This is a genomic window from Peribacillus sp. NPDC101480 (assembly GCF_050277335.1).
Classification (GTDB): domain Bacteria; phylum Bacillota; class Bacilli; order Bacillales; family DSM-1321; genus Peribacillus.
In genome coordinates, this window is record NZ_JBNNSB010000002.1 from 541,189 (window position 1) to 556,588 (window position 15,400).

The 15,400-nt window shown below is 40.3% G+C and carries 12 protein-coding genes; 2 read left to right on the forward strand and 10 right to left on the reverse strand.

All coding sequences use genetic code 11. The features are described 5' to 3' along the window. Nucleotides 1-80: 80 nt before the first annotated feature. The 7 genes from ACQKMF_RS10105 to ACQKMF_RS10135 all read right to left on the reverse strand — a co-directional run bounded on the left by ACQKMF_RS10105 (nucleotide 81) and on the right by ACQKMF_RS10135 (nucleotide 9,013). Nucleotides 81-1,688 carry a long-chain-fatty-acid--CoA ligase gene (locus tag ACQKMF_RS10105; RefSeq protein WP_427572888.1) on the reverse strand — a complete coding sequence of 536 codons (1,608 nt, stop codon included), beginning with the start codon at nucleotides 1,686-1,688 and terminating at the stop codon, nucleotides 81-83. A gap of 62 nt (nucleotides 1,689-1,750) precedes the next feature. After that, entirely contained in the window at nucleotides 1,751-2,155 is a 405-nt protein-coding gene (locus ACQKMF_RS10110) for a PaaI family thioesterase (RefSeq protein ID WP_101221671.1), read from the reverse strand. Between the two features lie 86 nt (nucleotides 2,156-2,241). Continuing rightward, nucleotides 2,242-3,426, reverse strand: a complete 1,185-nt coding sequence (locus tag ACQKMF_RS10115) for a thiolase family protein (protein WP_427572891.1) — start codon at nucleotides 3,424-3,426, stop codon at nucleotides 2,242-2,244. A gap of 69 nt (nucleotides 3,427-3,495) precedes the next feature. Further along, nucleotides 3,496-4,644: an acyl-CoA dehydrogenase family protein gene (locus ACQKMF_RS10120; RefSeq protein ID WP_230176518.1), complete on the reverse strand. Its 1,149-nt coding sequence runs from the start codon at nucleotides 4,642-4,644 to the stop codon at nucleotides 3,496-3,498. 140 nt (nucleotides 4,645-4,784) lie between these two features. After that, the gene (locus ACQKMF_RS10125; protein WP_427572893.1) at nucleotides 4,785-5,957 is read right to left on the reverse strand and encodes a thiolase family protein; all 1,173 of its coding nucleotides are present in this window, start codon (nucleotides 5,955-5,957) and stop codon (nucleotides 4,785-4,787) included. A 95-nt stretch (nucleotides 5,958-6,052) separates the two neighbouring features. Next, nucleotides 6,053-7,321, reverse strand: a complete 1,269-nt coding sequence (locus ACQKMF_RS10130) for an MFS transporter (protein WP_101221668.1) — start codon at nucleotides 7,319-7,321, stop codon at nucleotides 6,053-6,055. Nucleotides 7,322-7,414: 93 nt separating this feature from the next. Next, nucleotides 7,415-9,013 carry a long-chain-fatty-acid--CoA ligase gene (locus tag ACQKMF_RS10135; protein WP_427572895.1) on the reverse strand — a complete coding sequence of 533 codons (1,599 nt, stop codon included), beginning with the start codon at nucleotides 9,011-9,013 and terminating at the stop codon, nucleotides 7,415-7,417. An 876-nt stretch (nucleotides 9,014-9,889) separates the two neighbouring features. Here ACQKMF_RS10135 and ACQKMF_RS10140 point away from each other — a divergent pair. Further along, a complete protein-coding gene (locus ACQKMF_RS10140) occupies nucleotides 9,890-10,681 on the forward strand; it encodes a GntR family transcriptional regulator (RefSeq protein ID WP_402942139.1) in 792 nt (263 codons plus the stop codon). Between the two features lie 163 nt (nucleotides 10,682-10,844). Here the strand turns inward: ACQKMF_RS10140 and ttdB are convergent, their stop codons facing one another. Continuing rightward, the gene (ttdB, locus tag ACQKMF_RS10145) at nucleotides 10,845-11,456 is read right to left on the reverse strand and encodes a L(+)-tartrate dehydratase subunit beta (RefSeq protein ID WP_133345379.1); all 612 of its coding nucleotides are present in this window, start codon (nucleotides 11,454-11,456) and stop codon (nucleotides 10,845-10,847) included. Next, entirely contained in the window at nucleotides 11,453-12,364 is a 912-nt protein-coding gene (ttdA, locus tag ACQKMF_RS10150) for a L(+)-tartrate dehydratase subunit alpha (RefSeq protein WP_402942136.1), read from the reverse strand. Before ttdA ends, ttdB begins: the two co-directional genes overlap by 4 nt. Nucleotides 12,365-13,298: 934 nt before the next feature. Between ttdA and ACQKMF_RS10155 the strand changes: the two genes are divergently transcribed. After that, nucleotides 13,299-14,663: a citrate:proton symporter gene (locus ACQKMF_RS10155; protein ID WP_402942134.1), complete on the forward strand. Its 1,365-nt coding sequence runs from the start codon at nucleotides 13,299-13,301 to the stop codon at nucleotides 14,661-14,663. Nucleotides 14,664-15,210: 547 nt separating this feature from the next. Here ACQKMF_RS10155 and ACQKMF_RS10160 read toward each other — a convergent pair. Next, nucleotides 15,211-15,351: a hypothetical protein gene (locus ACQKMF_RS10160; protein WP_402942132.1), complete on the reverse strand. Its 141-nt coding sequence runs from the start codon at nucleotides 15,349-15,351 to the stop codon at nucleotides 15,211-15,213. Nucleotides 15,352-15,400 lie beyond the last annotated feature (49 nt).

A 15,400-nucleotide genomic window follows, 5' to 3' on the forward strand; every position in this document is an offset into this window, starting at 1 on the left:
TAAACCCTTAATAAGGGGAACCTCGAAAAAAGGTTTCACTTATTTAAGGTTTCATCTGAGCTCACTGATAACTGATATGCTTATCTCTCCCCGGCAATAGGACTCTGCGTTGCTTCCTCCATTAATATTCTGCGCAATATTTTCCCGACAGCTGATTTTGGCAGTTGCTCCCTGAACTCAAAACTTCGCGGCACTTTATATCTGGCCAATCGTTGCATGCAAAACTCCCTGATTTCCTGCTCCGAGACTGACTTTCCTTTCTTTAAGACTATAACCGCTTTTATCGTTTCCCCACGGTATGAATCCGGCACTCCATACACACAAGTCTCTTTTACGGCTGGATGCTGATAAATAATATCCTCGACTTCAATTGGATAAACATTATAACCACTTGCAATGATCATATCTTTCTTCCTGCCTACGATATAAAAATATCCGTCTTCATCCATCGTCGCGATATCCCCAGTGTAAAGCCATCCATCTCGCAAAGCTGTTGCCGTTTCCTCTGGATTTTTCCAATATCCCCTCATTACTTGCGGACCTTTAATGATCAGTTCGCCTGTTTCTCCTGCTGGCAATTCATCAACACCTGATTTCAGATCGACGATTTTAGCATCGGTATTGGGATACGGAATTCCGATACTTCCTGGTTTTTTCTGTCCTATGACTGGATTGCGGTGGGTAGTGGGAGATGTTTCTGACATTCCAAAACCTTCCAATAATGTAACCCGGAATTTTTTTTCGAACTGATGAATGATTTCTATCGGGAGCGGCGCAGAGCCACAGCTGCAGTACTTAAAGCAACTTAAATCGTCAGCCGTTATATCCGGGTGATTCAGCAAAGCAATATACATGGTCGGGACACCAGGAAAAATGGTTGGCCTATGTGTTCGAATCAAATCCACTACCTTATCTATTTCAAATCTCTCTAATGTGATATAAGTTGATCCGGCATATATGGCACTATTCAATCGTCCATTACCAAACACATGGAATAATGGGGTCAAGCCAAGCATCCGTTCGCCAGGCCTTTGGAGATGAAGTGCATTCGCCGTGAAGGCAAAGTCTTGGAATACATTCGAGATCAAATTAAAATGCGTAAGCATGACCCCTTTTGATTTCCCTGTAGTCCCTCCTGTATATTGAAGAACAGCCACAGTCTCCTTGGGGTCGATAGCCAGGGCAGGAAGTTCCTTAACTTTCCTTGATAAATCCGTTCCAGATTCTATTAATTCCTCGGCAGATATGAACGTTAATCTATCAGAAAAACTTGTTAGCACTAATTTTCCCCTTTGTTCCTCACGCCCAATGAACCAATTGGCTTCTGAATCCCGTAATATATAATCCAATTCACTAGACCGATATAGCGGGTTCACTTGAACGACCATACCTCCCAAACGATGAATGGCATAATAGGCAATGATATATTCTAGACAATTTGGCAGCATGATTGCTATGCGATCGTCTTTTTGAAATCCTCGGTTGTCTAAATTCACAGCAAAGCGATCTGAGGCATCCTTTAATTCCATATATGTCATTTCCCGATCCCCATCTATTACGGCTTTGCAGGTTGGGTAAAGTTGGGCTGAACGTTCAAGGAGTCCATATAATGACAATGTTGGAATATCAATTTCAGCAGGAGTTTCTTTCGGATAAAATCCATGCCAAGCTCTAGTCAATTTTTTCACACCTCATTCTTTTCTAGTAAAATGGAGCATAGTCACTTGTCAGCCGACTTGATATCCTTGCCTCATTTATCACGAATGATTTTAAAAATTCCTGTGCCCTTTGCAATGATGTTGCCTTCAGTATCTTTTATTTCTCCTTCGGTAAAGGCAATTTTGTATCCTTTTTGAAGGACTTTTGCTTCCGCGAATAGTTCCCCGCTTGATATGCTGGCTAAATAATGTACAGTTAAGCTTGTCGTCACAACTTTAGATTTGGTAACGGAACGAGTCACCATTCCTAGAATGGTATCCAGCATGGTGGCATGAATGCCCCCGTGCAGTGAGCCATTAACATTAAGTAAATGTTCTTCAATGTTTAGCTTTATTGTTACATTCCCTTCTTCAAACCGAATGATTTCAAACCCTATATGTGAAAAGAATGCACTACTTTCGAATTGATTCCGAATATCCTCCACTTCAACTGGCAATCTTTCTCCCCCTCACTTATGCGCGATTCAACTTATATACGGAAAGGAGCAGAAACGTATAGGGTTTCCACTCCTTTATCTTTGGCCTAAATCGTTTCAATCATGATAGCCATTCCCTGTCCGCCGCCAACACAAAGTGTAGCAACTCCATATCTTTCTTTCCTGCGAATCAGTTCATGAATTAGCGTTGTCACGATCCTTGCGCCCGTCGATCCGACTGGGTGCCCAAGTGCAATGGCGCCTCCGTTTACATTCACCTTGTTTTCATCTAGCGATAAATCCCTGATTACTGCCAATGCTTGTGAAGCGAACGCTTCATTTAATTCGAACAGCCCAATTTCTTCAACTTTTTTCCCGGTGCGCTCCATAAGTTTTCCAACGGCTGGTACTGGACCAATTCCCATCACTTCAGGAGAAACTCCGGCAGTCGCCCAATCGACGATCTTTGCGATTGGCTGTACTTGCAACCGTTCCGCTTCACTGGCCTTCATTAATACCAATGCAGCTGCCCCGTCATTACGGCCACAAGCATTCCCTGCAGTGACGGTTCCGTTTTCCCTGAATGCCGGTTTTAAGCTTGCAAGCTTTTCCATTGTGGTATCGGGGCGTGGATATTCATCCGTTTCAATTGTAACCGTACTCTTCCTGTCAGAGACCTGGACAGGAACGATCTCATCCTTGAACTTTCCTTCTTTTATCGCTTGCGCCGCTCTTCGTTGACTTTCCACTGAAAAGGCATCTTGTTCTTCCCTGGAAATGTTGTATCGCTGTGCGACATTTTCAGCGGTAATTCCCATCCCTAAACTTTTTCCATAAATTTCTTGAGGCTGCTGTCCAGCTTCAGTATTAGAATCCACTAGCCTTGTCCGGTCTCCCCCAAAACGGGCACTTCTTAAATAAAGCGGTGCGCGGCTCATGCTTTCCGTACCGCCGGCAACGACTATATTTGCTTGACCTGAGCTTATTTGCTGTGCTGCTGAGGTGATGGCCTGCATTCCGGATGCACATAAGCGGTTTACCGTAAAAGCCGGTGCCGAATCGGGAATTCCTGAGCGCAGTGCTGCAACTCTGGCTACATTCGAGGATTCGGTCGTTTGCCTAACCTCCCCGAAAATGACTTCATCCACTTGTTCAGCTGCAATATTCGCCCGCCTGATCGCTTCTTTAATGGCAATGCTCGCCAAATGACCGGAACTGATTTCTTTAAATGCTCCACCGTACCTTCCAATTGGTGTTCGTACAGCACTCACGATCACGATATCTTCTCCCATTTCGTTCCTCCCCCTTAAAATCCGGATACCTGGGCAAAAGAGAACCTGCCCGAAAAAAACAGTAAACACTTAACACTCTTCCAAGACATTCCTAGCAATGATTAAACGTTGGATTTCATTCGTTCCTTCATATATCTTCGTTATGCGGGCATCCCGATAAAAACGTTCAACTGGATATTCGGCCATATATCCCATTCCGCCATGAATTTGAACCGCTTTATCCGCCACCCGATTAAAAACGTCTGAAGCGAACAATTTTGCCATTGATGCTTCCTTGATCACTTTTTTTCCTTCATCAATCTTTTGTGCCGCCATCATCGTCAATGCCCTTGCGGCTTCCGTTTCGGTTGCCATATCAGCAAGCATCCATTGGATCGCTTGGTTGTCTGCGATTGGTTTACCGAATTGAATGCGCTCTTTTGCATATTTGGCTGATAATTCAATCAATTTACCGCTTGACCCCACTGCTCTTGCAGCCAAACCTACACGCCCTTCACCTAAAATTTTCAGGGCAGAGATATATCCCATTCCGACTTCGCCGATAACATTTTCTTCAGGTATGATACAATCCTCGAAAATGACCTGTGAGGTATATGATCCCCTCAACCCCATTTTTTTGTCCTTTTTGCCGACAGTCAAACCGGGAAAATCTCTTTCTACTAAAAAAGCGGTAATCCCCCCCTTTGCCCCTTTATCTTTATCCGTTAGAGCGAATACTGTATACACATCAGCAATCGGCCCATTCGTGATGAAATGTTTCGTCCCGTTCATCACCCAGTAATCACCCTTCTTTTCTGCACTTGTTGCCAAATTGGTTGCATCCGATCCCGCTCCTGGTTCAGATAAAGCAAAGGCACCAATTTTAGTGCCTGCTGCCATTTCTGGCAAGTATTTATTTTTCAAATGTTCGGATGCAAGCTTAACAAGACCTGTACTTCCAATCCCGGTGTGAGCGCTTATTAAAGAAACAAAACCATTATGTGTCCTTCCTAACTGCTCTAATACGGTAGCTTTTCCCACCGAATTTAAGCCAATACCACCGTATTGTTCGGGAATGCTTATCCCGAATAAGCCAAGGTCTTTTGCTTTTTCCACCAAATGCTCAGGGATGGCATCTTCTTCTTCAATTTGTAAGGCGTAGGGCTCCACTTCCCTTTCAACAAAATTACGGATCATTTCCTTCATTTGCTGCATTTCCTTGGTTAAAGTGATTGTCATGAGTTTATTCCTCCTTAGGTCTGTTCATGTATAGCAGCCATTGTACAAGTTTTCTTAATAGGGCATATAGAAGAGCTGAATGCTGTGTCATCTAACCATTTAACGGAATTCAATGTATTCTGCTAAACACACTTACAAAATCAAGCTTCACGTTCAATTATCGTAGCAATTCCCTGTCCGCCTCCAATGCAAGCCGTAATAAGAGCAAACCTTCCGGCAGAACGCTTCAATTCATAAACCGCTTTCGTAATGAGGATGGCACCCGTCGCACCTAGTGGGTGTCCATGTGCTATGGCTCCCCCATTCACATTCACTCTGGCGGGATTCATATCAAGCTCCCGATTGCAAGCAATGACTTGAGCGGCGAATGCTTCATTAATTTCAATGATGTCCATTTCATTTAAGGAAAGCCCTAATTTCTCCATTACCTTTCTTATAGCGGGAACAGGTCCTATTCCCATATAATTTGGATCTACCCCTGCAACGGCCTGTGCCCTGATCGTCGCTAAAGGCTTAATCCCCAATTCCACCGCTTTTTCCCTCGACATGATGACCAATGCTGATGCTGCATCATTCAATCCCGAACTATTGCCTGCAGTCACGGACCCGCCTTCTAAAAACGCAGGCGATAATTTGGCTAGCCCTTCTTTCGTTATTTGCGGTCGTGGATGTTCATCCAATTTAAATTCAATATCGTCACCTTTTCTGACGGGAATGTAAATAGGCGCAATTTGCTCATTGAAACGGCCCTCTTCCACGGCTCTGGCCATATTTTTTTGGCTTTGTAGAGCGAATTCATCTTGTTCTTCCCTGCTGACCTCATATTTTTCCGCTAAGTTTTCAGCAGTGATTCCCATCGGGGGATCGCCGATCACCTTCGGGGACAACCGTGACTTTCTGAACTGTGGCGGCTTTGCACTGTATGCTTTTTCCGGACGATCCATCAAGTATGGCGCCCTGCTCATGCTCTCGACCCCACCGGCGATATAGACATCTCCTTCGCCAGCCCGGATCGCTTGTGCAGCCAAGTTGACAGCATTTATTCCCGAGCCGCATTGACGATCGACAGTCAGTCCCGGAAGATGAATTGAGAGGCCAGTTTCCAGAGCAGTTAACCTGGCAATGTTTCCACCCCCGCTTAACACATTCCCCATGATTACATCATCTATCATTCGAGGTTCGACATTCGCTCGTTTCAAGGCTTCTTTCATCACTTCTGCTCCAAATACATGGGCAGGAACAGATGCAAGTGCACCTCCCTGCTTTCCAATTGCTGTTCGAACTGCAGAAACTATGACGGCTTCTCTATTCATGTCCCATCCGCTCCTTTTCCTTTTATTCACTCCATTATTTGAAGGCATTCCTTCTCTTCACTAGTTTCATTGAATGTAAGCAGGTTCGACCCTGCTTATGAGGACTTAAGGTCAAAATTATCAGAACTTTTATTTTTAAGTTTCCCGGCCGGTTTAACGAATATGGCAAACAGGATGCCAAAAGCCAGGACAAGGATGGCCATGAACAATATCGATAGATTATAACCCAATAGTTGATTTCCTCCAGCTAGACTTATGATATAGCCAGTTAATAGAGGTGCAACAATTCCCGCTAGATTTCCTGATGATGTTAAGATGCTTGTCATCAATCCCCCCCGCTCCTGCATTTCATTGATCATGATCGTTGGTCCGATCGGTAAAATGGCATATGTAAGGCCCTTTGCTAAACACATGGCGACTATCACCCAGATTGGATTTTGAAATACCATGATTGAGGAAAAGAACAATGCACCAAGAATCATGGCGCCCGCGACGACGAATACCCTTGATGATCGCCAATTCTGATTCTTCTTGAATAAATGATCGGACGCCATCGAAACACCCATATAAATACATACGGAAACGATTCCGATTATCGCAACACTTGTTCCCATTTGACCTGGAGTCATTTTTACGGCTTCCACTAAATAAATCGGGAGCCAAACTGAAAACCAAACAACTAAAATATATGTTGAAAAATAAGCTAGTGTAGTAAACAAAGCAGTAGGTGAGGCCAGTAGCAGCAAAAAGTCTTTCACTTTTATTTTTTCAAGTTTTTGTTTCTTTTTCTTTTGTACGTTTTCATATACTTCAACTGGATTTTCCTTTGTTAAAAATTGAAAGAGGAAGAACCAAACAAGGCTTGCTGCACCAAGTGCTGCAAAGGCAACCTTCCAGCCGAATATCGTAATTAAGGAAACGAGGATCGGTGCCACGATCATCGCACCAACGGTCCCTCCGCCAACCACCACCGAATTGGCAAAGCCTTTCAGTTTCGGCGGAAACCACTTATCGGCATGACTGTAAGCAATCGGGCTATAAGGCCCTTCGAATGCTCCCAGCAAAATCCTGTATAGAATTAATAATGGAAGAGCGGTGATGGCTAAGACCCCAAATTGCAAAACGGTCCATGTCAGCATGATGAATCCCAGTACCTTTTTAGCCCCCAGCCGATCGGCCCATGCTGCCCCAAAAATCCCTGTTACTGGGTAGAGCCAATAATAACTGCTTCCAACAAGACCCCACTCCGCATAGGTAAGATCGAATTCCTTCATGATGGGAACAGCTGCGAGACCTACGATCGATTTATCTGCAAAATTGATGACGGCTCCAAAGAATAATAGAATGAGAACAACCCAACGCATATGAATCCCTCCTCTTCATTATTTTTGTTCACAATCTGGCATGCCTTCCAACGTAAGCTTCAACTTATATGTTGGAACCACATTCCCCCTCTTTCACTCCTTTTCTAATTCCTCTTTAACTAACAATCTTTTTAAAAGTTTTCCCACTGTATTTCGCGGAAGTTCTTGTCTCAATTCAAATACTTTTGGTACCTTATAAGGCGTCAATTGGGAATAACAATATCCTTCTATTTCTTCAAGATCCACGGAAGCGCTTTCTTTAGGTACGATGAATGCTTTTACTATTTCGCCTTTTTCTTTATGGGGGATGCCCACCACAGCTGCCTCTTTAACTGCCGGATGTTCATACAGAACCCCTTCTACCTCCTGCGGGTAAATATTGAATCCGCCGACGATGATCATTTCTTTTTTCCTGCCGACGATATAGAAATAACCTTCGTCATCCATCACAGCAAGATCGCCAGTATATAGCCAGTCATTCTGTAAGGCCTTTTTGGTTTCGGCTTCGTTATTCCAATAACCCTTCATGATTTGCGGACCTTTTATGAGCAACTCCCCAACGCATGTGTTAGGCACTTCATTATTTTCATCGTCAATGATCATACAGTCAGTGCCTGGAAAAGGGATGCCAATGCTTCCTATTTTCCTTTTTCCGAAAGGCGGATTACGATGAGTGGATGGTGAGGCCTCCGACAAACCGAAACCCTCTCCGATTTTGGCACCGGTCAGCTCCTCGAATCGCTTAATTACTTCAACTGGCAGGGGCGCCGATCCACAAGAACAACTTTTTAAACAATTCAGTCCATAGTTTTCAATTCCAGGATGATTGACAAATGCATTATACATTTTTGGAACTCCTGGAAAGAATGTCGGACGATGCTTTTTTATTTTTGCAAGTACTTCTTCAAGTTCGAATTTAGGAAATAAGAGGATGGCAGCTCCAATATAGATACCTAGATTCATTGCACTTGTCATGGCATAAACATGATAAAGGGGCGTAGCTGCCAAAACGATTTCTTCGCCAGGTTTCAAGGAATCCCCATACATTTCAAAGCTCTGCACGACATTGGAGGTTAAATTATGGTGAGTGAGCATGACACCCTTCATTTTCCCAGTGGTGCCGCCAGTATATTGGATGACTGCAGTATCTTCATGCGGGCTTATCATTACGGGCTTCTTAATGGGGTCACCGGTCTTAATCATCGTTTGAAGGGAATAAGAGCCGTTTTGATCTTTTTCCGTATCAATGCAAACATCAAATTCAAATATCGCTTTCGTTTCTTCGATTGTAACTGCGGCCGTATTGTCAAATACGATATTCTTTGTATTTGAGTCTATTAAAATTTGCAATAGTTCCCGCGGTTTATACATGGGATTAATTTGTACAACCAACAGGCCTAGTGCCTGGGCAGCGTAATAACTGATAATGAAATAAGGATGGTTGGCCATCATCAGACCAATTCGTTCACCTTTAACAAAGCCCATTTCCCTCCATTTACCAGCAAGTTTGTCTACCTGCAATTTTAAATTCTTATAATCCATTGACTGGTCTTCATAAATGATGGCTGTATGGTGTGGAAACTTACTTGCTGTTATATCAAGCAGTGAATAGACGGATATTTCCGGTAGCTTCATAGATTTCATACTTTCAACATACCATTGCTCCCATGGTTTATTTATCGTTTTTCGCACCATTATCCCTCCACACATAAACGAATTTCATATCGTGCATGTTTATTTTATACTTATATGATTATGCAACTTGCATGCCAAGTCCTATAAAGGAGTAAAACAGCAAGATTTTACGTACAACTCAATTCATTTATGAATTTTATACACAAATAATGCCTTTCTGTAGAGGATTCATCGAAATGCCCATAATTCATTTTTGAATTTCAAACAAACTCCGATTGGTTTTCTAACGATTTTAAAAAGTAGGTTTTTTCCATATTATAGATTACATCTACTCACAAATCATGATTTTGAGTTTATCATGGTGTATAAAGAAATTTGAAAAGCCCATCCAGCTAAGGATGGGCAAGTGTAATATTTAATGAAACTTGGCTTACGAGTGTATTAAATAAAGAGCTCAATCTCCATTCCAGGATTTTTTAGCGTAGGCGCATTCGCAGACTGATTTTTCCAGCGCTGAATCCAAGATTCACCCAAGCCACATAACTGGTTCAATCGATCGGACCATCCTGTTAAGACCTAATATCTCGTTCTTTCACTTTTTAGTATCTCTCTTAGCGTTTGTTTGATGAACAATTCATATAAACTATGTGTCGATTAAGAAAAGGGGCTGCCGCAGCAACCCCGTTGTTTAACGAAAGCCCCCTCAAATCCTCTGGATATAGAGTGTTTTTTTGTGAATAATAAGATAATCATCACTTATGACCTTTACCAAGATTATCTGTTTTTCAATTTTACCAATTGAGAGAGTGATTGTTTTTCTGTTATGATTTACTTGTAAAGTCATAATATAACCTTGTTAACCATAACCTACTCAACATTATTTGGTTATGTATTACATAAAATTTGAAATTTGTCGGGATGAGTGATAAGGAAATGAATAATCAAAAAACACCTCAAACACCTGATTCTAATGTTAAAAGACTAGATCAGTCTGACCTTTCTCTAGCTGTTCGTTCATTTTTATCTAATTTAGATGTAAATGGAGAGTCACGATTGCCACAACGTGCTTATCTAGCTGTTCGACATGCGATTCGCCACCTTCAATTGCCGCCTGGACAGACTGTACTAGAGAGGGAGATGGCAGAAATCCTGGGCATGAGCAGGACACCTGTACGTGAATCACTTGTCCGTTTGGAAACGGAAGGCTGGGTACGGCTCATACCGCGTCGTGGTTTTATTGTTGCACCACTTATAGCAGATGATCTTCAACAGATTTATGAAGTGGTGGAAGCGCTCGATGGTGTTGCTGGCAGACTCGCTACCGGTCGTGCTACTCACCAAGAGTTAAACCAACTTGAACATCTGATTGAAGAACAAGAAAAGGCACTAGAACTAAACGATCTACTTGCATGGACAGAACTCGATGATCAATTTCATAATTATATTGTTGATCTAGCTCAAAACCCACGCCTAAGAGGTATTGTTGATAGTCAGTCTGACCAACTCTATCGCGCACGCTTATACACAATTGGGCTTCGACCAAAGCCAACACGATCAGTGACTGAACATAAGGCGATTTTAGCAGTCATGCGAGCAGGCGAGCCTGAAGCTGTAAGAACTATGTTGCAATCTCATCGCTATAGAGCGCGTAACGAAATTCTAGATGCTCTTCAATCTATGCCTTCATTACCGGAAGAAACGGGAAATAACGAGACTTTTCCATGATTTAGACAGTCGTACTTAATATTGATAAATCAGTTTTGATATTTGGTTTATCATCATAAACTAACCCATTATGGAAATTCCATAATATTAAAAAAGGCTGTAGTTGATTTCTGTGAAATCTCTACAGCCTTAATTTATTAATGATAGATTCTTACTCCATAACTTACTTGATGAATCTCACTTGTTTACTGATTAACTCATATTGTTCTTCCTTCTTTTTATTGAACTCCACCTTATTTTCTTCAAAGATGTTATTTCCTTCTGTATCAATGGAAACGATAAGAGGACCGAACTCATTCACTTCACATACCCAAAGAGATTCTGGCATCCCAAGGTCTTTCCAGTGTACTTCTCTGATCTGTTCAACCTTTGTTGCCGCATAAACTGCATTTCCGGCTGGATAGACGAGATGCAGCGCTTTATTATTCTTGCATCCTTCTTCAGTATTCTTCCCCATTCCACCTTTTCCAACAATAAGTTTAACACCTGTTTCTTCTATAAATTCCTTTTCGAATTTTTCCATTCTCATACTCGTTGTTGGACCAATAGAAACAATTTCGTACTGTTCCTTTCCAAGGTCTCTAACAATGGGACCTGCGTGAAATATGGCTTTGCCCTTAAGATCTACAGGTAAAGGGATCTTCTCTTCTATAAGTCTCCTGTGGGCAACATCTCTGCAAGTAACCAGTGTACCTGATAGGTAGATAATGTCTCCAATTCTTATGTCCTTAAGATCCTCATCTTTTATAGGTGTGGTTAATACTTTTTTACTCATAGTGTTACCCCCTCGTGAGTACTAATTTCATAGTTCAAATTACTGTCAAAGGTGATCTTTCCTCTTCTATGGGACCAGCACCCTGTATTAATTGCCACACCAATAGTAGAAGGATGCCTTGCCGTATTCACAACATTTACACCCATGACAGATTTAGATCCCTTAAGCCCCTGAGGTCCAAGGCCAATAGCGTTAATTCCATCTTCAAGAAGCTTTTCCATCTTAGCAGCATTTTCATTTTCATTACGACTTCCAACAGGTCTCATAAGAGCTTTTTTAGAGTTCATAGCTGCTGTTTCTACAGAAGTACCGACGCCCACACCAACAAGAAGTGGAGGACAGGCATTAATTCCATAACTAGTCATCCGATCGAGAACAAACTTTACCACACCTTCATAGCCTTCACCCGGCATTAAAACCGTCGCCACTCCAGGAAGGGTACAACCTCCTCCTGCCATATAAGTATAGATTTCCACTTTATCACTGTCTTCTGCAATTTCCCAGAAGATGCTTGGTGAACCGTCACCGATGTTCTTTCCTGTATTGTACTCATCAAATGTTTCTACAGAATTGTGTCGCAATGGAGTTTCTTGAGTTGACTTATACACACTATCCCTCAGAATACTATCTAACTGTCCAATCAGGGGGAAGTTCTGTCCGCACTTAACAAAAAACTGGAGAACACCTGTATCCTGACATGAAGGTCTCTTTAACTCATAAGCCAGCTTTTGATTATCAAACATGGTTTTGTAAATGATTTTTGCAAGCTTATTATCTTCCTCTTCACTTAGTTCTTTCAGTTTATTTTCCACATCATCGGGAAGTTTGTAGCTGACAAGGGAGACAAACCTTGCCATCAAATCAGTCATCTTTTCTTTTTGCTGTAACTTTTCCATAATAGCACTCATAATAACTCTCCTTTTTTTATCTTTAATATTTTGTGTAGAAAGAGAAGAAAATTGGTAACTGTCTTCAAAGATCAATGTAAGAATATTCCGACATCAAAACTCCGGCTTCAGCTATATCAATTGCTAAGTAAAGCTTTTCTAAATCCCTTAGCATCCACCATATGCCCATTTTCGATATACCCACAACCTTAAAGGGAGGAATCAAATTTCTTCATCAGGGATAGATGCAAAAAAAGATTTTTCCTTCATTACTAGCTCTCCTACCACTATTCACATCTCTTGCATGTGAACCAGAGTAATGTAAATATCTTATGAGCTAATTATTAAATAACGTATACATTAAAGTCAATGGTTTTATTTCATATTATTAAAATTAATTTCCGGGTAAAAACGTAACTTCTTCACTACATTATGTATTTTCTACATTATTTTATAAATCTCATATTAAAAAGGTTGAATATTCAAAAATTAAGTTGACATTAACGTATACATTAACATACAATCAAATTTAGAAATACAAGAGTGATATTATTGGTTGCGCTTTTAAACAAAATTTCCATTTGTAATCATTCTTAATCTGGAGAACTTAGATTTTAGAAAAAAGTCCTGTCACTCAAAGATTAAAGAAATGGGGGTGTAAGTAAAAAAAGAGAACGTTTAATAACATTGCCCTACCAATGTATTCTCCTACATCCACAATTTGTTTTTTCGTATTATCATATGTGATGAACATTTTTGTATACGCTTCCATTGCTAGCGAGTTAGTTTCATCAAATAAATGAAAAAGAACCTAGAACCTCATTTAAAGTTGGCCCTTATGATAAGGTTCTGGATAAAAGATAAATATATTCAAAGCTTAATTTCGTAGTCATATACTTAACTATTTAAAATTACAAAAAACTTAGGTTCATACTTTATACAGGAGCTGGTTTGTATGTTAACATTCCTAGCATTATTAATGATCATTGTATTCATTGTACTTCTCTCAAAAAATAAATTATCTGTTTTCGGGGCATTAACAATTATTCCATTTGTCTTTGGAGCAATTGCAACCTTTGTAACGGGCGCTTCCTTTTTGGATCTGTTTGAATGGATTAAAGAAGGTATTTTATTTAGTGTAGATGAAGAAACAGGAAAGGTTTCTACTGGGGTTATTTCACCTGCTATCGTTATCTTATTTGCGGTGTTGTATTTTGGTTTAATGCTTAATGTCGGTTTGTTTGACCCTTTATGTGAATTCTTTATAAAAAAAGCAAAAGGGGACCCATTGAAAGTTACAATGGCAACCGTTTTAACTGCGACAGTAGTCACTATGAATGGTGATACTACTACAACCATTATCATTTGTGTTGCTGCTTTCCTTCAACTTTATAAACAAATGAATATTAAGCTAATTTATTTAGCAGTAATTATCGTTACCCCTATTGGAATTTTTAATCAGTTACCATGGGGAGGCCCAACAATTGCTGCAAGCACGGCAATGGGTGTAAGTATTAGCGAATTGTTTAAAGATTTATTGCCAGGAATGCTAGTTGCTGAAGTATTTGCAATTTTTATGGCTTATTTTATCGGAATAAAAGAAAGAAAACGCTTAAACTTTGATCCTAAGACAGCTAAAGATATTTCTCCAGAGCAATTGGAAAGTATGTTAAACGCTATTCGTCTAAAAGATCCTGAATTAAAGCGACCTAAACTATATGCTTTTAATTTGATTTTAACGCTTGCTATTTTAGTTATGCTGGTGATGGATGTTGCACATGGCGGTGTTTTATTTGGTATAGGTGCAGCAATTGCCCTTACGGTAAACTATAAGTCTACAAGTCTTATTAATAAACGAATTGATGACTTAGCGGCAGATGCTTTAGCACCAGCTTTGGCAACTTTGGCTGCCGGGGTTTTCTCTGGCGTTTTAACAGGTAGCGGGATGTCAACCGCTTTAGCAACATCTATTACAGCTATGATCCCAGAATCACTAGGCTCAAATATGGCACCAATCTACGCATTAATTGCAGCACCTGCAATTACATTTTTACCGCAAGATGCTTTCTATTTTGGGATTGCCGGCGTTATGTCAGATGTTATGGGCCAATATGGAATTTCTGCTAGCGAAGCAGCTGTAGCTTCCATGGTGGGACAAGCATTCCGTCTAATTTCACCAGTTATTCCAGCTCTATATATGTTAGTTGATTCTACGGAGACAAACTTTATAGACTTTCAAATAAAGTATGTAATTTATGCTTGGCCCATCATACTTATATACCTAGTTGTTTATACATTAACCGGGGCATTGCCGATATAGAAAAAAAGTCCTTATAAGAGCTTGATTGAAACAAATATCTTCCATTTCACTGCAACACAAATATACGCAGAATGTACATACACAAGAATAAAAGCATTCTATCAAAATCTTGTAGCTGCTACTGAATATAAGGCGTGTTTATTGAAAAGATGTAAAAGGATTACACAAATTAGTCAGGACTAATTTGTGTAATCCTTTTTTCAAAGCAAAATTCCCCTAAAAGTTACGACGCGAATCACTAGATTACTATTTACAGGAAGGATCTCGTTGATTTTTTTGCCATTATCATTACATTCTAACTATATATCTAGTGAATCCATAATAAACTAAGTTTCAACTGAAATATACGTTTCTGCTGAATTTATAACATAGATTGCTTAAGAGGAAACAGATCGAGTATCTTCAGAATCGCAATTATTTTTGGTAAATTATATAAAAAATACATTTAATATGACATTTGTAGTTGTATTAACTTTAATAGCATGATCGATCAACTTGATTGTTTATAAAAAAATCACCAACTCAATTAAAATTGGTCATCACTTTTTTATTGAATTCCTTCTACTTTTTGATTCTCTTTTATACCCACATACCCATCGTTCCTTTGCATTGGGTGCTTTTTCCTTTTTTTCAACCACGTTTTCGGAGAACTTATTATCATCATCAATTTCACTTTTTCATTCACCATTCCTCATGCCCCAACATATAATACCTCAAAGGAAAACCGGGGGTATCAA

Bases quoted from the DNA above. Each gene is read 5' to 3' on its own strand.
- ACQKMF_RS10115 (WP_427572891.1), bottom strand. From the start codon at position 3,426: ATGGGAGAAGATATCGTGATCGTGAGTGCTGTACGAACACCAATTGGA.
- ACQKMF_RS10120 (WP_230176518.1), bottom strand. From the start codon at position 4,644: ATGACAATCACTTTAACCAAGGAAATGCAGCAAATGAAGGAAATGATC.
- ACQKMF_RS10125 (WP_427572893.1), bottom strand. From the start codon at position 5,957: ATGAATAGAGAAGCCGTCATAGTTTCTGCAGTTCGAACAGCAATTGGA.
- ACQKMF_RS10130 (WP_101221668.1), bottom strand. From the start codon at position 7,321: ATGCGTTGGGTTGTTCTCATTCTATTATTCTTTGGAGCCGTCATCAAT.
- ACQKMF_RS10140 (WP_402942139.1), top strand. From the start codon at position 9,890: ATGAATAATCAAAAAACACCTCAAACACCTGATTCTAATGTTAAAAGA.
- ttdB (WP_133345379.1), bottom strand. From the start codon at position 11,456: ATGAGTAAAAAAGTATTAACCACACCTATAAAAGATGAGGATCTTAAG.
- ttdA (WP_402942136.1), bottom strand. From the start codon at position 12,364: ATGAGTGCTATTATGGAAAAGTTACAGCAAAAAGAAAAGATGACTGAT.
- ACQKMF_RS10155 (WP_402942134.1), top strand. From the start codon at position 13,299: ATGTTAACATTCCTAGCATTATTAATGATCATTGTATTCATTGTACTT.
- ACQKMF_RS10160 (WP_402942132.1), bottom strand. From the start codon at position 15,351: ATGGTGAATGAAAAAGTGAAATTGATGATGATAATAAGTTCTCCGAAA.